The following is an 18,981-nucleotide window of genomic DNA, read 5'->3' on the forward strand; positions in this document are numbered from 1 at the left end:
GTCGGGGCTTCTCCCCAGCACGACATCGTAATGCGGCAGGGTTGCACTCACGACCACCCCAGCGGCGAACCCGCCCGTCGCGGAACACGACAGTGGGCCCCGCCAGCCCTCAGGTTGGACGGGGCCCACTGTGGTGAAGCTCAATCAGTTGTTGTCGTCAGCAACCTCGACGGCGTCCTGGTCGACGGACTCGACGGCAATCGCCGAGTCGACCGGCTCGGAGCTGTCAGCCTCGGCGTCCTCGGTGTTGACCACCTGCAGGCTCATGTCGACGGTGTTGCCCTCGGTGTCCACCACGGTGGCTGCTGCACAGATGGAGGCCAGAGCCTTGCCGCGACGGATTTCCTGCATCCAGTCGCCCATGTGGTTGTGCTCCATCATGTGGTTGATCTCGTCCTGCGGGCTGTGGTTGTTCTCCTGCGCCTTGCGGAAGATCAGCTCGGTCAGCTCCTGCTGGGAGACCTCGAGAGCGTTGTCGTCGGCGTACTTGTCCAGCAGCATCTGCGCGCGCACAGCCTGCTCGGAGCGCTCGTCGATGGTCTTCCAGAACTCTTCCTCGGTCTGGGCGTCCTCGTCCTCTGCCTGCTCGAGGTAGGTCTCCACGCTCATGCCACCGCGGGTGAGCTGCTGCTCGATCTGGTTGCGACGGGTCTCCAGTTCGGCGGCCAGCATGGCCTGCGGCAGCTCGAAGTCGGTCTTCTCCAGGGCTGCTTCCAGCACCTTGTCGCGGGCGTCGGCGATCTTCTCGGCCTCCACCTGGTTCTCCACGGCCTTGCGGAGGTCCTCGCGCATCTCCTCGACGGTGTCGAACTCGGAGATCATCTGGGCGAACTCGTCGTCGACAGCGGGAAGCTCCTGCTCGGAGACCTTCGCGACGGTGACGGTGATGTCGGCGTCCTGGCCGCGGAAGTCGCCACCCACCAGCTGGGAGGTGAACGTCTTCGACTCGCCGGCCTTCAGCCCGATGACGGCCTCGTCGAGGCCCTCCAGCATGCCGACGCCTTCACCGATCTTGTAGGTGATACCGCTGGCGGTGGCGTCGGAAAGTTCCTTGCCGTCCTGCGATGCCACCAGGTCGATGGTGAGCACGTCGCCGTCGGCGGCGGCGCGGTCCACCTCGGTGGTGGTGGCGAAGCGCTGACGCAGCAGGTTGATGCGCTCATCAACGGCGTCGTCGGAGACCTCGGGCACGTCGACGGTGGCCTCGAGGGTGGAGAAGTCAGGCAGCTCGAAGTCGGGGCGGATGTCCACCTCGGCGGTGAACTCGACGACCTCGTTGTCCTCCAGCTTGGTGACGTCGACGTCGGGCTGGCCGAGCGGGAAGACACCGGACTCCGCAATTGCTTCCTGGTACGCCTTGGGCAGTGCCTCGTTGATGGCCTCCTGCAGGACGACACCGCGGCCGAAGCGCTGGTCAATGACCGATGCCGGCACCTTGCCCTTGCGGAATCCGGGGATGTTGACCTGCTGGGCAATCTCCTTGTAGGCCTTGTCGAGGTGCGGCTTCAGGTCGTCGAAGGAAATCTCGACGGTGAGCTTCACTCGCGTGGGGCTGAGCTGCTCTAGGGTGCTGGGCACGAGGTTGTCTCCTACTTGATGGTGTTGGCAGTGCAGATGTCGATCCGCTCAATCGTAGCGAGCCGTCCCCCGGGACCCACAATCCATCGGCGCGGCCCGGGCGGGGCGGCGCTGCCGGTTTGCCGAGCGTGGGCACCATGACGGTATGCTGACCGGCGTTGAATGCGGATGTAGCTCAATGGTAGAGCCTCAGTCTTCCAAACTGATCACGCGGGTTCGATTCCCGTCATCCGCTCCACCGGACCCCGGCACCCTCGAGTGCTGGGGTCCTTGGCATTTCCCCTTCACGGACACCCACGGCGACCACACGTCCGGAACTCGGCCCGCCGTGGCGACGGGCACCCCAGCGTTGACCTTCCACCGGGGCCCTCCTATGATCGTTGAAACGATTCAGGGAGAAGAGCAGATGCACCTCAGTCCTCGGGACCAGTTGATCCGCCTGGCCCATCACTTCGGATCCGACCCCGAGTACGCCCGGGCGGGTGGCGGCAACGCGTCGGTCAAGGTGGACGGCGTGCTGCACATCAAGCCCAGCGGCACCATGCTGGCCGACCTCCGCGACGAGGATCTCGTGCCCTTGCGGCTCGAGCCGCTCTTCGAAGCCCTCGTCAGCGACGAGCCTGTCGAGGGAGACCCCGTCATGGTGGCGGCCGAGCGGGCCCGGGTCGGTGATCCTGCCGGACGCCGCCCCAGCGTGGAGATCCTGTTCCACGCCCTCATCGCCGATCCCCTCGTGATCCATCTGCACCCCCTGGTGGCCAACGCCGTCACCTGCAACGAGGACGGCAGGCAACTGACGGCGGACCTCCTCGGCGACGAAGCGCTCTGGGTTGACTACATCGACCCCGGGATCCCGTTGGCGCGGGGCATCGCAGCGGCGCGGGTGGAGTTCGAGAGCCACACCGGCCGGCACGCCCCGGCCATCACGATGCTGGGCAACCACGGCATCATCGTGTCCGGGGACACCTTCGAGGAGGTGGCGCAACGCACCACATGGCTCACCTCCACCATCGCTGCCGCGATCGCTGCCGCGGGCCCCGACGCGGGCACTGACGCGGCCGCAGGCGCGGTCAGCACCCTGGACAATGCAGGTTCGGCCGCAACACTGACCACACTGGCCGAGCAGTTCCGCGTCGCCACCGAGTCCCGGTCCGTCGTCCTGGACGCCGACGCCTTCATTGCCGCCACCACAGGCCCGTCTGCCGGACCCGTGTCGCGCGGCCCGATGATTCCGGACCAGATCGTCTACGCGGGCTCCCTGCCCGTTCTGCTGCGCGAGGACGACGACGCGGACGCCGTCGCCCACCAGGTGGCGCGTTTCCGTGGGATTCACGGCCGCTCCCCCGTCGTGGCCGTCATCCCGCGTGTTGCCGCGTTCGCCGTCGGGGAGGGGGACAAGGCCGCCCGCAACGCCCTGGACACCTACCGCGATGCACTGCGCATGGCACGCGACGCCGACCGCATCGGGCGCGTCCGGGTCATGGACCAGAGCGAGCGGACGTTCATCGAGAACTGGGAGGCGGAGTCCTACCGCCGCTCCGTGGCCGCGACCGCCTGAGCCCATCCGTCAGAAAAGTCGACGCTCGACGCCCCTCCATGTGGCCTCGGCGCCTGCGGCCGGGCTGTAGGTGAGCAGTTCGCTGGAGGCCCGCACGATCCTGCGCAGCTCCGGGAGCCCGCCCCGGACCGCGCCGATGGCGCGCGCCTGGAGAACGATGTTGCCCAGCGCCGTCGCCTCGACGGGGCCGGCCACGACAGGCAGGCCCGTGGCGTCGGCCGTGAGCTGGCAGAGGAGCTCGTTCTGGACCCCGCCGCCCACCATGTGCACCACGCCGATGTCGCGTCCTGCGACGTCGGCGGCTTGTCGCAGTGAGCGCCGGTAGGCCAGCGCCAGCGAGTCGAAGATGCAACGGGCCGTCTCGGCGGGGTCGCGCGGCTGGGGCTGACCCGTGAGGCGGGCGGCCTCCCCGATGCGGGCGGGCATGTCGCCTGCCGGGAAGAAGGCGGGGTCGTCGATGTCGATGACGGTGCGCAGGGGCTCGCGCGTGGCCGCCTCGCGCACGAGGCCCGGGACGTCGAGGTCCATCCGCCTGGTGCGCCAGGTGCGAACGGCCTCGTTGAACACCCACAACCCCATGACGTTCTTCAGGAACCGCACGGTGCCGTCCACCCCGAGTTCGTTGGTGAGGTTGGCGCCGAGGGCCTCCGCAGAGAGGACCGGTGCATGCAGCTCCAGGCCGACGAGAGACCACGTGCCGCAGGAGATGTAGGCGAAGTCGTCGCGCTGCGCCGGCACGGCGACGACGGCGGAGGCGGTGTCGTGGGACCCGACGGCGACCACGGGCGTCGGCATCCCCGACGGGGTGGTGAGCCCCAGATCCGGCGCCCGGACGGGGCCCAGGATGGTTCCCGGTTCGACGAGTTCCCCCAGCAGGCCGGCGACGTCCCGGCCGCATTCATCCGTGAGGGACTGCAGCATGTCGGGGTGCCATGCCCGGGTGACCGGGTCGAGCAGGCCGGTGGTGGAGGCGTTCGTGACCTCGGTGACGCTGCGGCCGGTCAGCCAGTGGCCCAGGAGGTCCGGCATGAGCAGGAGACGCCGTGCCAGCGACAGGCGCCCGGGCGTCTCGGCCAACAGTTGGAAGATGGTGTTGAACGGCTGCACCTGCACGCCCACGCGCCTATACATCTCCTCGGCGGGGACAACGTGGAAGTACTTCTCTGCCAAGCCCACCGTCCGTGGGCAGCGGTAGCTGGCGGGGTTCCCGAGGAGTTCGCCACCGGCGTCCAGGAGTGCGTAGTCGACGGCCCAGGTGTCGATCCCGACGGACTCGAGGGGCCCCACGTCGTGCGCGGCAGCCCGCAGGCCGCGTGTGACGTCACCCCACAGGCGCAGAACGTCCCAGTGCATGCGGGGGCCCAGCTCCGTCGGCACCTCCACGGGACCGTTGGGGAATCGGCCGGCTTCTGCGAGCGTGATCCGTCCACCGGACAGGGTGCCTGCCATCACGCGGCCGCTGGAGGCCCCGAGATCCACGGCAGCCATCGTCGTCGGCATGCGCACCTCTCTCTGAAACGATTCACAAACCGTAGCACCAGACATCGGTCCCACCGCAGCACTTCCGAGAACCCGGCCCGAGCGCGGGGTCACTGGCCGGCTGTGGACTCCCGCACCACCAGCTCCGGCTTCAGCACCACGGACCGGTGGCGATGCTCCGCCCCGTCGCGGATTTCGGCCTCGAGCAACTCGATGGCACGGCGCCCCATCTCCGCGCTCGGCTGACGGACGGACGTGATGGGCACCACGGCGTTCGCACAGAAGTCGATGTCGTCGTAGCCGACGAGCGCGATGTCGCCGGGGACGTCGATGCTGCGGCTCATGACCAACGCCTGCAGGGCGCCGATGGCCAGGAGGTCGTTCATGGCGAAGATGGCGTCGGGCCACCCCCGCCCCGAATCGACGATCTCCTCGGTCGCCGCGCGCCCCGCGAGGATGCTCATCTCCGGCGGAGCGACGTAGTGGAGTTCGACGCCGCTGGACTCGGACGCCGCCTGCAGTGCGCCCGCGTGGCGACGACCGATCTGCCGGAACTGGGGTGGGCCCCCGATCACGGTGATGCGCCGTCGCCCCGTCTCCACGAGGTGCTTCACAGCCAGGTAGCCGCCGTGGAAGTCGTCGGCCGAGACCGTGCAGAATTCGTCGTCGTGGTCCACCGCATCCACGAGGACCACCCGGGTCCCCCGTCTGACCACCGCCCGGTGCCTGCCCAGATCTGAGCTGCCCGGCGTCACGAGGACACCCCGGGCGCGCTGCTGCTCGAACTGTGAGAGGTAGAACTCCTCCTTGGCGTGACGACGATGACTGTTGGCCACGAAGAGCCCCAGACCGAGCTCCTCCGCGGCCTCCTCGGCCTCGAGCGCGATGCTGCCGTAGAAGGGGTTCTGCGTGTCCACCACCACCAGCCCCACCGCGCGGCTCACGCCCGCCTTCAGCTGCCGAGCTGCGACGTTGGGCACGTACCCGAGCTGCTCGATGGCACGCTCCACCTGCGCCCGACGTTCCGCGGACACCGCTGAGGGCTTGTTCAGGACGTTCGAGACGGTGCCGACGGAAACTCCCGCCAACCGAGCGACGTCCTTGATTCCCGCTGGATCACTTCGCCCTGCCATGCAGACCTCCTGTCGTCTCGCCCCGCGCAACCTAGCGCGCAACCGGTCCCTCGATTTCACCAGAGGCCGCAATGTCTCGATTCGGACTCGATGAGAGTCTCCTCATTGACACGTTTCACTCTGCTGTGATTCCATCATCACACAAGCATGAATCGTTTCATCTCATCGTGGAGGTGTACAGGTGGAAAACCCCGGCGAACAGCCACTCATCTCGTTGCGCAACGCCGTCAAGACATTCGGTCCCGTCGTTGCGCTCGCCGACGGCAGCATCGACCTGCACGCCGGCGAGATCCATGCGCTGGCCGGGGAGAACGGCGCGGGCAAGTCGACGCTCGTCAAGGTCCTGGCGGGTCTCCACCACCGCGACTCCGGCGACTTCGAGATCGAGGGGCAGCCCGTCTCCTTCGCCACCGTGGCCGACTCACGAGCCGCCGGGATTTCCGTCATCTACCAGGAGCCGACGCTGTTCCCGGACCTCACGGTGGCCGAGAACATCTTCATAGGCCGCCAGCCCCGGGGTCGCTTCGGCATGATCGACCACCGCCTGATGCGCGACCACGCGTCGGCGATCTTCGAGGAACTGGGCGTCCCCATCGACCCGGATCGGTTGGCTGAGGGGCTCTCCATCGCTGACCAGCAGATCATCGAGATCGCCAAGGCCATCTCGCTGGAGGCCCGGGTCCTCGTCATGGATGAGCCCACCGCGGCACTGAGCGGCCACGAGGTGGACCGGCTCTTCGCCGTCGCCCGGTCCCTGCGCGACAAGGGGGCGGCGCTGATGTTCATCTCGCACCGCATGGAGGAGATCTTCAGCCTGTGCGACCGCGTGACCGTCATGCGCGACGGGCGCTACGTCACCACCCGGATGATCCCGGACACCACGCCGTCGCAGATCGTCCGGGACATGGTGGGGCGCGACATCGACCAGCTCTTCCCCAAGTTCGACGCGCAGGTGGGTGCCCCGGTCCTGGAGGTCGAGGGCCTGAACCGGGCCGGTGTCTTCCGCAACATCTCCTTCTGCGTCCGCGCCGGCGAGATTGTGGCGCTCTCGGGCCTCGTGGGCGCCGGGCGCTCGGAGGTGGCACGGGCCGTGATGGGCATCGACCCCATCGACTCCGGCACCGTCACACTGCTCGGCAAGCGACTCAAGCCCGGCCAGCCCATGGCGGCCATCCGCGGTGGCATGGGGTTCGTCCCCGAGGACCGCCGCAAGCAGGGCCTCGTCATGGAACTCTCCGTCCTGCGCAACACGGCGCTCACGTTGCGCGACGGACTCGCGCGGTTCGGGATCATCAACGCCCGCAAGGAGGCCGAGGTGGCAGCCGAGTGGGGCCGCAAGCTGCAGGTGAAGAGCTCCAGCCCGTACAACAGCGTGGCCACGCTCTCCGGCGGCAACCAGCAGAAGGTCGTCCTGGCCAAGTGGCTGGCCACGAAGCCGAAACTCCTGATCGTCGACGAGCCCACCCGCGGCATCGACGTCGGCACGAAGGCAGAAGTGCACCGCCTCCTGTCCCAGCTGGCTGTCGACGGCGTCGCCATCCTGATGATCTCCTCCGAGCTCCCCGAGGTGCTGGGCATGGCCGACAGGGTGCTCGTCATGTGCGAGGGCGCCATCACCGCCGAGTTCCCCCGTGCCGAGGCCACGCCCGAGCGCATCATCGAGGCAGCAACGGACCACGCGAAGGCGGCAGCATCGTGACCGACACCCAGACCGCACTCCCCCGCGCCGACATCGCGGCGAGTGCCCGGACGCGCCGCCGGTGGAACCCCCGCAGCCTCCTCAGCAAGCGTGAATCCCCCGTCGTCCTCGCGTTGCTGCTGCTGGTGCTGTTCACCTACCTGGCCAACCCACGCTTCCTCGCCCCGCAGGGCCTCAAGGACCTGATGCTGAACGCCACGATCATGATGATCATGGCCGCGGGCCAGGCGTTGATCATCTCCACCCGGAGCGTCGACCTCTCCGTCGGCTCCGCCCTGGGGCTGACGGCGTTCCTCACGGGCACCCTCTTCGCGACGTACCCGTCCATCCCGATCATCGTGGTGTTCTTGGCCGGGATCGCGATGGGCGCGGGCCTGGGCGCCATCAACGGCCTGCTGGTGACGACGGCGCGGGTGCCGGCCATGGTCATCACGCTCGGCACGCTGTACGTGTTCCGTGGCGTCAACAGCTGGTGGGCGGGCTCCACGCAGTACTTCGCCGGGGACCGCCCCGATGCCTTCGGGAACCTGAGCGTGAGCCTGTTGGTCGGCATCCCCATCATCACCATCATCGCGATCATCGTCATCGCCGTGGTCACCCTGTTCCAGCGCTACAGCCGTTCCGGGCGTGACCTGTACGCCATCGGGTCCGACCCCGACGCCGCCATCGTGTACGGCATCCCCGTCGGCCGTCGCGTGTTCACGGCATTCGTCACCAACGGCGCCCTCGTGGGGCTGGCGGGCGTGCTGTACGCCAGCCGGTTCAACTCCGTGGGTGCCGTCACCGGCACAGGCCTCGAACTCCAGGTGGTGGCCGCGGCCGTGGTCGGTGGTGTCGCCATCGTGGGCGGTGTTGGCACCGCCGCCGGCGCCGCCATCGGTGCCCTCCTCCTGACCACCATCACGGGCGCCCTCACCTCCGTCGGCGTCGACAAGTTCTGGCAGCAGGCCGTGGTGGGCGGGCTGATACTGGCCTCCATCCTCATCGACCGGCTGGCCACGCTGCGCCGCGCCCGAAACCTGCGGAAGGCCACGTCATGACCGACACCCTCACCCCCGTGGCGGCGCCCCCCGCCCTGTCCGCGACCCGCGGCGCCATCTCCCGGACGCTGGCCAGCCGCCCCGCGCTGATGACCTACATCCTCCTGGTGCTGCTGATCCTGGCCTCCACCATGGTGCCGCGGTTCGCCCAACCGCGGACCGCCACGTTCCTGCTGCTCGACGTCGTGGCCACACTGCTGATGGCCATGCCGATGACGCTCGTGATGATCACCGGCGACATCGACCTGTCCGTCGCCAGCGTCGCGGGCCTGTCCAGCGCCGTCATGGGCGTCCTGTTCACGGGGGGCATGCCGTTCGGCGGAGTCGTGCTGATCTGCCTGCTGGTGGGTCTCGCATGTGGCCTGTTCAACGGCCTTTTCACCGCCTACGTCGGACTGCCCGCCCTCGCCGTCACGATCGGCACGCTGGCCCTGTTCCGCGGGCTGGCGCTGGTGGTCATCGGCGACAACGCCGTCTCCAACTTCCCGCCGGCGGCCTCCGCGTATGCCACCGGCTCGTTCGGGGCCACAGGTATCCCGCTGGTCATGCTGCCGGTGGGCCTCATCATCGTCGCCTTCGCCGTCGTCCTGCACATGACGCCGTTCGGCCGGACCCTGTTCGCGATGGGGCACAGCATGGAGGCCGCCCGCTTCGTGGGCGTCAACACCAAGCGCGCCCGCCTCCTCACCCTCATGAGCTCCGGCCTGGTCTCTGCCCTGGCCGGCGTCTTCTGGACCCTGCGCTACTCCAGCGCCCGCAGCGACAATGCCACCGGCCTCGAGCTCGTGGTCATCGCCGCCGTCGTGCTGGGCGGGGTGTCCGTCTTCGGTGGGAAGGGCTCCATCTGGGGCTCCGTGTGCGGTGTCCTCATCATCGGGGTCATCAACTACGCGCTCCGCCTGAACCGCATCCCGGAGGTGGTGCTCGTCACCATCACCGGCCTACTGCTGATCATCTCCGTCGTCGCCCCCTCCGTGGTGGCGTCGTGGAGTGCCTGGCGGCACCGACGCCGCCGTGCACGGGAGATCGATTCCACCATCACCACAGCTGGCGCACTCAGCGCCTGAGAAGGAGAACCACCATGTCCAGCACCTCACGTGGCCGCCTGTCGTTGAAGGTGGGTGCCATCCTGTTCGCAGCGTCCCTGGCACTGACCGCCTGCGGCGCCACCGTCAACGACTCCCCTGCCTCCCCGGACACGTCCGCCGGCACCGATGCGAGCCCCACCGAGAACGCGGGCGGCGGCGACCTGTCCATCACCTTCATCCCCAAGCAGCTCAACAACCCCTACACCGACGTCGTCCTCGGCGGCGGGAAGAAGGGCGCGGAGGAAGCCGGTTTCACCACCAGCAACGTGGTGGGCCCGCTGGATGCATCCGCCTCCAGTCAGGTGTCCTTCATCAACGCCGAGACCCAGGCCGGCACCAGCGTCATCGTGATCGCCGCCAATGATCCCGACGCCGTCTGCGCCGCCCTCAAGGAGGCCCGTGCTGGCGGAGCAAAGATCGTCGCCTTCGACTCCGACGCCAACCCGGACTGTCGCGACGTGTTCGTGAGCCAGGTGGTGGCCAAGGACGTCGCCACGATTCAGCTGGAGATGATCTCGGAGCAGATCGGTGGCAAGGGTGACATCGCCATCCTCTCCGCCACCGCGAACGCCACCAACCAGAACGAGTGGATCAAGTTCATGGAGGAGGAACTCGCCTCCAACCCCGACTACAAGGACATCAAGCTGGTGTCCAAGGTCTACGGGGACGACGACGACACCAAGAGCTTCCAGGAGGCCCAGGGTCTCATGCAGGCCAACCCGAACCTGAAGGGCATCATCTCCCCCACCACGGTCGGCATCGCCGCCACCGCCCGCTACCTCTCCACCTCCGAGTACAAGGGGAAGGTTGCCCTCACCGGCCTGGGACTGCCCAACGAGATGCGCTCCTTCGTGAAGGACGGCACCGTCAAGGAGTTCGCCCTCTGGGACCCGGCACAGCTGGGCTACGTCTCCGCCTACGCCGGCAAGGCACTCGCCGACGGAACCATCACCGGCAAGTCCGGCGACAAGTTCACCGCGGGTGACATGGGTGAGCGCGAGGTGGGAGAGAACGGGATCATCATCGTCGGCCCACCGGTGCGGTTCAACGCGGACAACATCGACAAGTACGACTTCTGACCCACCCGCATACTCCGGCGGTTCGCCGGGACCCACCCCCCTGCGGTCCCGGCGGACCGACCGGTCCCACCTGAGAGGAGTTGGCCCATGTCGCAGGATTTCCTGTCCGCCCTGCACCAGCACGAACGGCCGGCCATGCGTATCGGGGTGGTCAGCGGAGGCCTCGGCGCCTACTGGGACCAGTTCCCCCACCTGCTGCCGCAGTTGCAGAGCAGCGTCGCCTATGTGGCGGAGCGCCTCCAGTCGCTGGATGCCGAGATCATCGACGCCGGTTTCGTCTCGGACGCGCACGATGCCGTGAAGGCCGCCGAGAAGTTGCGGCTGGCCGACTGCGACCTGCTCGTCATCTACCTCACCACCTACCTGACCTCCTCCATGGTGCTGCCCATCGCGCAACGCGCCGGCGCCCCGGTGCTGTGCATCGACCTGCAGCCCACCGAGAAGATGGACCACGCCAGCTTCGACACCGGCGACTGGCTCGCCTACTGCGGCCAGTGCCCCGTCCCCGAGGTGGGGCACGTGTTCCGCCGCGCCGGCATCGAGTTCCGCTCCGTGACAGGGTGGCTGCGCCAGGACGCCGCCTGGGACCGCATCATGCAGTGGGCGCGTGCCGCCGGTGCCCGCTCACGGCTCCGCACCGCCCGTCACGGCCTCATGGGGCACCTCTATCCGGGCATGCTCGACGTCTCCACCGACCTCACCACCGTGTCCACCACCTTCGGCAGCCACGTCGAGGTGCTGGAATTCGACGACCTGCGCGAGCGCGTGCGGGGGGTGGGCGCCGACCTGGTCGACGAGCGCATCTCCCTGGTCCGTGACATCTTCGAGATGGACCCCTCCGTCAACGAGGACGACCTGCGGTGGGCCGCGCAGGTGTCGGTGGGGCTCGACCGCCTCGTCGCCGACTTCGACCTTGATTCGCTGGCCTACTACCATCGCGGGCTCGCCGGCGAACTCCACGAGAAGCTGGGCGCCGGCATGATCCTGGGCGCCTCCCTCCTCAACGCCCGGGGCATCCCCGCCGCCGGCGAGTACGAGCTGCGGACCTCGGTGGCCATGCTCATCGCCCAGTCGCTGGGCGCGGGCGGCTCCTTCACGGAGATCCAGGCCCTCAACTACCTCGACGGCGTCGTCGAGATGGGCCACGACGGCCCCGCTCACCTGGCCATCTCGTCGCGCAAACCGCTCCTGCGCGGACTCGGCGTCTTCCACGGCAAGCGCGGCTGGGGCGTCTCCGTGGAGTTCGACGTGGCGCACGGCCCCGTCACCACGCTCGGCCTCGGGCAGGACCGGGACGGGAGCTTCGTGCTCGTCACCTCCGAGGGCAGCGTCGTGGAGGGCCCGCTGCTGCGGATCGGCAACACCACCTCCCGGGTGGACTTCGGCCGCGACCCCGGGCAGTGGGTCGACGAGTGGAGCGCCACCGGGGTGGGGCACCACTGGGCGCTCTGCGTCGGGCACCAGGCCGCGACCGTCGCCGCCGTCGCGTCGCTGGTCGGGATCGAGCACCGCCATGTCTGAGATGCAGCGCTACTGCATACAGCTGCAGGTTCGCCCCGAGCGGCTTGACGAGTACAAGGAGCGCCACAGCGCCGTGTGGCCGGACATGCTGCGCGCACTGAAGTCCTCCGGCTGGCACAACTACTCGCTGTTCCTGCGGCCTGATGGGCTGCTCATCGGCTACGTCGAGAGCCCCGATCTGGACGCCGCACAGGCCGCCATGGCCGCCACCGAGGTCAACGCCCGCTGGCAGGCGGAGATGGGCAAGTACTTCGTCAACCTCAGCACCACCCCCGACGAGGGTTTCGTCCGCCTGGAGGAGGTCTTCCACCTCGAGACCCAACTGGGGCGCCTGCACGGCGCCGATGAGAAGGAGAACTGAGACACCATGACTATCAGCACCGAGGCACTCGAGATCCTCGCCCGGCAGGAGATCGAGGTCCCATCGTGGGCCTACGGCAACTCCGGTACCCGGTTCAAGGTGTTCTCCACCCCCGGCACCCCCCGGACCGTGCAGGAGAAGATCTCCGATGCCGCCCAGGTGCACAAGCACACCGGTTTGGCACCCACCGTTGCGCTGCACTACCCCTGGGACAAGGTCGACGACTTCGGGGAGCTCCGCAGCTTCGCCGAGGGTCTGGGCATGAAGCTGGGCACCATCAACTCCAATACGTTCCAGGACGACGCGTACAAGTTTGGTTCGCTCACCCACAGCGACCCCGCCGTCCGGCGCATGGCCATCGACCACCACCTCCAGTGCGTCGACGTCATGGACGCCACCGGGTCCCGCGACCTGAAGATCTGGCTGGCTGATGGCAGCAACTACCCCGGTCAGGCCGACATCCGGACACGTCAGGACCTGCTCCACGAGTCCCTCGTCGAGATCTACGACCGTCTCGGCGACGACCAGCGCATGGTGCTGGAGTACAAGTTCTTCGAGCCGGCGTTCTACCACATGGACGTTCCCGACTGGGGCACCTCCTACGTGCAGGTGGCGGCCCTCGGGGACAGGGCCATGGTCTGCCTCGACACCGGCCACCACGCCCCCGGCACCAACATCGAGTTCATCGTCGCCCAGTTGCTGCGCCTCGGAAAGCTCGGCTCCTTCGACTTCAACTCCCGGTTCTACGCCGACGACGACCTCATCGTGGGGGCCGCCGATCCGTTCCAGCTGTTCCGGATCATGTACGAAGTGGTGGTGGGTGGAGGCATGGCCGATGACACCCCCGTCGCGTTCATGCTGGACCAGTGCCACAACGTGGAGGACAAGATCATCGGCCAGATCCGCTCGGTGCTGAACGTGCAGGAGATGAGCGCCCGGGCCCTGCTCGTGGACCGCAACGCTCTGCACCAGGCCCAGCGGGCCGGGGACGTGATGGGCGCGAACGGGATCTTCATGGACGCGTTCTACACCGACGTCCGGGCCGACCTCGCTCAGTGGCGCGAGTCCAGAGGTCTGCCGGCGGACCCGATCGCCGCCTACGTGGCGTCCGGGTACCGGGAGCACATCGAAGCCGACCGCGTCGGCGGCAACCAGGCCAGCTGGGGGGCCTGAGCGGCACGAGACTTCCCGTGCCCGTGGCGAAGTGGCAGGCTTGAGACATGAAACTCGTGATTCGACTGGTCATCTCGGCCCTTGCTACGGCGCTCGCCGTATGGCTGGTGCCCGGCATCCACCTGACAGCCTCCAGCGATGGGGAGAAGGCGCTGACGCTGATCGTGGTCGCGGCGATCTTCGGACTGGTCAACGCCGTCGTCCGCCCGCTCATCACCATCGCGGGCGCCTGCCTCATCCTCCTGACGATGGGTCTGTTCCTGTTCGTCATCAACGCCCTCATGCTCATGCTCACCGCATGGTTGGCCGGCTCGCTGGGGTTCGGCTTCGAGGTCGACGGATTCTGGTGGGCCGTTCTGGGATCCATCATCATCAGCCTGGCGACGTCCCTGATCTCCGGATTGATCGAAACCCGCGACTGACACCTCAGGTGGTGGCGCCCGGCCGGGGTGCAGTAGACTCAGCCGGGCCCGCCGAGGTGGGCAATCGGGGCGTAGCGTAGTGGCTAGCGCGCCTGCTTTGGGAGCAGGAGACCGCAGGTTCGAGTCCTGTCGCCCCGACCACTATCATCCGTAGCCAGAGCCACATTCGCCAAGAATTCGTTCGCTTCGTGCCAGATTCATGCCAGATAGCAACGCTAGGGCACGGCCGTAGTTGCGACTTAGAACGCCACAGCAACCCCACTCATGCCTTGGGCGGACTAGGCTCAGCGCCTCCCGCCCCCGACGGCAATGACGATCCCACCTCGGCCTCGGGTTCTTTTCGCCTCAGCGCCGTGGGGGAAGCCGAGTGCGAACCGGTACTCGTACACCGCGCAGATCGATGATCGCCAGTAGTTCGCTGGACGAGGCCTTGCCTAAAGCCCGCGTCGCCCTTCCGCTGGAGAAGTCACGGTGAAAATGCGATGCAGTACCCGGCTGAGCTGGGTCCTCATGCTGGAGTTTCGGCTCGGTGAGGCATACCGCCGGACGGGTCCTTTTGGATGCACTTGCGATCTTCTGCCGATCCTCCGTCACCGGGCCTTGACCACTGCTACCACCGTGGTTCGTGAGCAGGCCCGCCACGGCTGCCACGGGGCTCGCGCTCGGCAACGAACTGAATGGGCCTCTATTGACATAGGCGCAGATCCATCGTTGCGCACCACCGACTAGACCGTCAGGATCTCACAGGCGATCCTAATCGCCTGCCCGCGAGGAGGCGGAAGTGACTTTCCGCCAGCACTCTCCCTTGGTGGGATCCGGTGGCGGGCAGGGAGCTACTGGTACAGCGGGATCAGCACGCACCAAGAAGTACACAAATCCATCACGCGAAAGGACGATCACGGTCTCGATCGCGATAGTCAGTTCAGGACGTGCATCTATGCTGGGCAGCATGCCTCGAGGAACCAACGCACCGATGGTGGGCGACTACAACCAGTCCCTTGTGCTCGACAAGGTGAGGCGTGCACCAGCAGGGCTTAGCCAGGTCGAGATAATTCAGCTCACTGGGCTGTCAAAGCAGACAGTCTCCAACATCACTCGGCGGCTGTCTGACGACGGCTGGTTCCGCTCACTCGCGGCGACTGTCACCGGACGCGGCAAGCCTCGGACGCCGGTCCAAATAAACCCCGGACGACTCTTTGCCATTGGCTTGCACCTTGACCCTTCGCTAGTCACTGCTGTAATCCTTGACCTCGGTGGGGCCACTGTGGCCTCGAGGAGTGTTGTTGGGCTGCTCAATGAGCACCCGTCGGAGAGTATAAACCGTATCGTTGACCTAGTGGAAGAGATGATCCACAGGTCGGGCGTAGAACGAACGATGATTGCAGGGGTCGGAGTGGCCTCCCCTGGTCCGCTGGATATTCCGCGCGGCTCTCTTATCAATCCGCCCAAACTGGACGGCTGGGACGGTTTCAATATCACCGCCGCCCTGCGCGACTCGTTCAGCTATCCAGTCATCCTCGACAAAGACACCCTTGCTGCGGCCATCGGGGAATGCTGGGCTCGAGACAACGCCGACGGTGAGTCGCTGCTATTCATGTATTTGGGAACTGGCATCGGGTGCGCCTTTGCATCCAACGGGACCATCGTTCGCGGAGCAACTCACAACGCTGGTGAGATAGGTCATATACGAAGCGACACGCAAGGCACCCTGTGTTTCTGTGGCAGACGGGGATGTCTCGGCCGCGCAACAGATCCGTATCAGCTAATCGAGGACGCCGTCGTACTAGGGCTCGTTCCATCGTCTTCAGCTGCCCTGAGCTACGACGGCGCGCTCCGAGTATTGGAAGAATTGGGCGAAATGGCGGATGAAGGCATCCCAGGCGCCGTCAACCTGCTCACACGCGCAGCCAACGCAATCGCTGAGGCAACTCGCGTACTCGTCAGTGCCCTTGACGCATCGCTAGTAGTGTTCGGTGGGCCATTTTGGTCACCGCTGTCAAAGCACTACCTCAGTGTGATCGAGGCTCAGTTGGAGGCCGCCCCACAGCATGCACCACCCAGTCCCCGCATAGAAACGACCGTCATGGGCAACGCGGCCGGCGCCATTGGAGCCGCAAGCCTTGTCTTCGATCAAGAGTTGTCGACTCGACTGTCCACGTACCAGATCTCGATATAGCACCACGCGCTATACAGGGCTAGGAGTCTGGACCATCGATTCATGGACAGCTGTGCCACGGGGTCTTCGCCACCTGCGGATGCCGCGAACCGGGTCCCCGGAGCGGCCGCGGTAACCGGGGGTTCCTGCTCGCTTGGTGCCGGCCAAGGCGACAACATGGGACTGGTGTGTCACAATCCTGACATCTTCGACCGCTTCGATTTCTGCGCCCTTGTATCCGGTCAACCCGTCCATCGCGACCACTCCCACCTAGTCTCGAAAGTCGTTGGTTTGGGCGTTGACCCAGGTAACGAACACCGTCCTCGAGCCTGCCTCAACCACCGCAGGCAGACTTTATGAACCAGTTCGGGGCCTTGCCGGAGTGCGATCGATCACGGTGACGTACTTGTCATCGCAGCGGGTGTGATTCAGGGGTGGTCATCAACGATCGTGGTGACGTCGTCGAACCAGCCCGGGTCGTTGAGGGTAACTCATCGGCAGCAGCCAGGACGGCGGCGTGGGCGGTGGACCACGCCACTCCAAGATTGCCTACGATTCTTGCGATCGACATACACGCGATGACTACAGACTTGAACGCTGGCGCAATCGCGTCACGAGAGAACCGGCCCCGGGATAGCGCGGCAGCGTGGCAACTGCGACGACGGATCTAACGGCAGAGACGGCAGCGTTATCGCTGCGTGAAAAACTTCAAGATCGCTAGGTTCACCAGAACGCAACATCGGCCATGTGATCATGTTGTCATAGCGGCCACCCGGCAGGCCACATCGAGGACAAGATGATGGGAGAGTCGTTGGCTGGCTGATCAAGATTACGTAGTCGCGGTTCAACCGGCTGGTCCAACACGCTTGGACCGATGCTGCCGAGCCAGCAGAACTGATCCAGGCAAGGTGACAAGTCATTCTCCCAAGCGCCCGGAGTTCGAAGCGGCGGCGTTGGGCACCTCCATCTTCGCAGCTCGTGGTCTCGCTCACATGCCCTACTCCAGCTCAGACCCCTTCCTGCCGTACCCACTCCATCATGAGGAGCCTGACAAGAACTCAAGCTCTGCGTTAGGTGTGTCCATTTCACTTCCATTCTTTGAACCCAGGCGTGGGACTCAATGCGTTTTACACTGCTCCGCCCGGTCTACAAGCTCACACGGTAGGGGGTTGACAGCATTTACTCCATCTGTTTTACTAAAGATGGATGGACAACCGCCGGCAACGAGGCATGGCGAGGTGAGTCCAAAGACCTAGGAGGGTCTGGTGAAGAACACATCAGTACTGAGGGCTGTGGCGCTGAGCTCTGTGATCGGATTGTTGTTGGGTGGATGTGGGGCTGACGGCAGCTCCGACGACGGCGTAACGACTATCAAGGTCGCCTATCAGAAATTCGGATCGTACACACAGCTAGACGATCACTTGAAGCAGGTTAAGCCAGACTTTGAAGCTGCCCATGAGAACACTGTCGTCGAACTGGTCCCGATCGAGGCGGTGGAAAACGATTACGCGACGAAACTCGCCCTCATGAACCAATCAGCTGCCACGGCCCCAGATGTCATGTACGAAGACACTTTCCGCGTCCAGCCTGACGCTGATGCCGGGTATCTCGCACCACTCGACGAGTACACCGCGAAGTGGCCTGAATGGGACATGTTCTACGAGAACGCCAAGAATGCTGGGCTGGGCAAGGGGGGGAAAACTTTCGCGATCCCCATGGGTACAGACACCCGCGCGCTCTGGTACAACAAGGATCTGTTCGCGCAGGCTGGGCTGCCGGTACCGTGGGCTCCCAAGAACTGGGACGAAGTATTGAGCGCTGCTGAAACGATCAAAGCTAAGTTGCCCGAGGCCATTCCGATGAACGTGTATTCGGGCAAGGCCATGGGAGAGGGAGCGAGCATGCAGGGGTTCGAGATGCTGCTCTACGGAACCAAAGACACCTTGTATGACACCGAGAGTCAAAAGTGGGTGGCGGGTTCACAAGGTTTTGTTGACTCGTTGAAATTCATCAAGGACCTTTATCAGGGGGGCTTGGGTCCGACACCGGAACAGGGGCTCGACAAGAACGTTGCCACAGTCGTGGCCACCGATTGGCTCCCGCAAAATAAGCTCGCTATCGACTTGGATGGTTCGTGGGTCAGTGGTACCTGGATCGAATCGGGCGCTGCGCCATGGCCCGAGTGGAATGACGTATTGGGCCAGGCACCCATGCCAACCCAAGACGGTCAAGCCCCCGGCGCCACCAGCATGTCCGGCGGATGGACTCTCGCAATGGGGGAAAAATCACCGAATAAGGATGCGGCGTGGGATTTCATTGCGTTCGCCCTGAATAAGGACAACTCTCAAGCGTATGACATCGCCGCCAGTCAGATCGCGGTCCGTAGTGACGTGTCCGAGGATCCAGATTACCAAGCCGCCAATCCCACGTTTGGGTTCTTCTCCGAGATCGTGGAGTTCACACATTTCCGCCCGGCTACGAGTGACTACGGCAGGATTTCAAACGAGATCCAGATCGCCATGGAAGCCGTTATGACCGGCCAACAGGAGCCACAAGAGGCTGCAGCTGCTTACGATAAAGCCTTGGTGGGGATCGTCGGCGAAGACGCAATCACGAAAACACAATAAGTAATGGCCACAGTCGTGCGGGAACGCATCGCTGGCCCTCCGGGCCGGGGAATCACTCCTCGGCCCAA

At 65.7% G+C, this 18,981-nt stretch carries 14 protein-coding genes and 2 tRNA genes; 13 read left to right on the forward strand and 3 right to left on the reverse strand.

Annotated features, from left to right (window positions below; translation table 11 throughout):
- Positions 1–144 precede the first annotated feature (144 nt).
- Positions 145–1,578, reverse strand: coding sequence for a trigger factor (tig, locus tag EAX62_RS15215; RefSeq protein WP_121902585.1), 1,434 nt, complete (start codon positions 1,576–1,578; stop codon positions 145–147).
- Positions 1,579–1,742: 164 nt separating this feature from the next.
- On the opposite strand from tig, the gene EAX62_RS15220 reads away from it, so the two are divergent.
- Positions 1,743–1,816, forward strand: a tRNA-Gly gene (locus EAX62_RS15220).
- A 168-nt stretch (positions 1,817–1,984) separates the two neighbouring features.
- A complete protein-coding gene (locus EAX62_RS15225) occupies positions 1,985–3,136 on the forward strand; it encodes a class II aldolase/adducin family protein (RefSeq protein WP_121902660.1) in 1,152 nt (383 codons plus the stop codon).
- Positions 3,137–3,145: 9 nt separating this feature from the next.
- On the opposite strand, the gene EAX62_RS15230 is transcribed toward EAX62_RS15225, so the two are convergent.
- The gene (locus EAX62_RS15230) at positions 3,146–4,636 is read right to left on the reverse strand and encodes a rhamnulokinase (protein WP_121902586.1); all 1,491 of its coding nucleotides are present in this window, start codon (positions 4,634–4,636) and stop codon (positions 3,146–3,148) included.
- 89 nt (positions 4,637–4,725) lie between these two features.
- A complete protein-coding gene (locus EAX62_RS15235; RefSeq protein ID WP_121902587.1) occupies positions 4,726–5,748 on the reverse strand; it encodes a LacI family DNA-binding transcriptional regulator in 1,023 nt (340 codons plus the stop codon).
- Positions 5,749–5,929: 181 nt separating this feature from the next.
- Here EAX62_RS15235 and EAX62_RS15240 point away from each other — a divergent pair, with 181 nt between their 5' ends.
- From EAX62_RS15240 to EAX62_RS15290, 11 genes are all read left to right on the forward strand, one after another.
- Positions 5,930–7,447 (forward strand): sugar ABC transporter ATP-binding protein, encoded by a 1,518-nt coding sequence (locus EAX62_RS15240; protein ID WP_121902588.1) that lies wholly within the window; start codon positions 5,930–5,932, stop codon positions 7,445–7,447.
- A complete protein-coding gene (locus tag EAX62_RS15245) occupies positions 7,444–8,487 on the forward strand; it encodes an ABC transporter permease (protein WP_233558000.1) in 1,044 nt (347 codons plus the stop codon). The genes EAX62_RS15240 and EAX62_RS15245 overlap by 4 nt, the downstream gene beginning before the upstream one ends.
- Positions 8,484–9,554 carry an ABC transporter permease gene (locus tag EAX62_RS15250; RefSeq protein WP_121902589.1) on the forward strand — a complete coding sequence of 357 codons (1,071 nt, stop codon included), beginning with the start codon at positions 8,484–8,486 and terminating at the stop codon, positions 9,552–9,554. The genes EAX62_RS15245 and EAX62_RS15250 overlap by 4 nt, the downstream gene beginning before the upstream one ends.
- Before the next feature lie 14 nt (positions 9,555–9,568).
- Positions 9,569–10,654 carry a rhamnose ABC transporter substrate-binding protein gene (gene rhaS / locus EAX62_RS15255; RefSeq protein WP_121902590.1) on the forward strand — a complete coding sequence of 362 codons (1,086 nt, stop codon included), beginning with the start codon at positions 9,569–9,571 and terminating at the stop codon, positions 10,652–10,654.
- Between the two features lie 87 nt (positions 10,655–10,741).
- Complete coding sequence (locus tag EAX62_RS15260; RefSeq protein ID WP_121902591.1) at positions 10,742–12,175, forward strand: L-fucose/L-arabinose isomerase family protein; 1,434 nt, start codon at positions 10,742–10,744, stop codon at positions 12,173–12,175.
- Positions 12,168–12,536 carry an L-rhamnose mutarotase gene (locus EAX62_RS15265; protein ID WP_233558001.1) on the forward strand — a complete coding sequence of 123 codons (369 nt, stop codon included), beginning with the start codon at positions 12,168–12,170 and terminating at the stop codon, positions 12,534–12,536. The genes EAX62_RS15260 and EAX62_RS15265 overlap by 8 nt, the downstream gene beginning before the upstream one ends.
- A gap of 6 nt (positions 12,537–12,542) precedes the next feature.
- On the forward strand, positions 12,543–13,709 hold the full coding sequence (gene rhaI, locus EAX62_RS15270; protein ID WP_121902593.1) for an L-rhamnose isomerase: 1,167 nt from the start codon (positions 12,543–12,545) through the stop codon (positions 13,707–13,709).
- A gap of 47 nt (positions 13,710–13,756) precedes the next feature.
- A complete protein-coding gene (locus tag EAX62_RS15275) occupies positions 13,757–14,131 on the forward strand; it encodes a phage holin family protein (RefSeq protein WP_121902594.1) in 375 nt (124 codons plus the stop codon).
- 65 nt (positions 14,132–14,196) lie between these two features.
- A tRNA-Pro gene (locus tag EAX62_RS15280) sits at positions 14,197–14,272 on the forward strand.
- Between the two features lie 832 nt (positions 14,273–15,104).
- Entirely contained in the window at positions 15,105–16,307 is a 1,203-nt protein-coding gene (locus EAX62_RS15285) for an ROK family transcriptional regulator (protein ID WP_158600700.1), read from the forward strand.
- 1,244 nt (positions 16,308–17,551) lie between these two features.
- Positions 17,552–18,913, forward strand: a complete 1,362-nt coding sequence (locus tag EAX62_RS15290; RefSeq protein WP_121902596.1) for an extracellular solute-binding protein — start codon at positions 17,552–17,554, stop codon at positions 18,911–18,913.
- Positions 18,914–18,981 lie beyond the last annotated feature (68 nt).

It is taken from the genome of Tessaracoccus antarcticus (assembly GCF_003688855.1).
Lineage (GTDB): Bacteria > Actinomycetota > Actinomycetes > Propionibacteriales > Propionibacteriaceae > Arachnia > Arachnia antarctica.